The 343-nt window shown below is 64.1% G+C and carries 1 pseudogene; it reads right to left on the bottom strand.

The window, feature by feature from the left end:
- Positions 1 to 286 (bottom strand): annotated as a pseudogene (locus RM423_RS25120) (hypothetical protein); the annotation flags it as partial.
- Between the last annotated feature and the right edge of the window lie 57 nt (positions 287 to 343).

Genomic DNA, 343 nt, shown 5'->3' with positions numbered 1-343 from the left:
CGATCGCGCCCTTCGCACCGACCAGAGTGGTCAGGTTCTTAAACGCGAAGAACAGCAAGGTGAGCAGGCCGGCCAGGCTGGTGATCGGGGCGATTAGCGTATTCCACACCCGTCGGTCGAGATTCGTCTTTCGGAAGAAGACGATGATCGCAACCCCGGCCATCGATTGCAGCAGGATAACGCCGACCGCGCCGATGCCGGTGAGCCAAGTGAACAGATCGCGGCCGGCCAGCGCGAAGCCGAGCACCACCACGAAGGCCAGCACGGTCTGGACACAACAGGCCACCCACGGCGACTGCCGGGTGCTGTGCGTCTGGCCGAGCCGCTGCCAGAGAATCCCCTG

This window comes from Jatrophihabitans lederbergiae, assembly GCF_031845305.1.
Taxonomy (GTDB): Bacteria; Actinomycetota; Actinomycetes; order Mycobacteriales; family Jatrophihabitantaceae; genus Jatrophihabitans_A; species Jatrophihabitans_A lederbergiae.
This window is presented reverse-complemented; position numbering and strand designations above follow the sequence as displayed.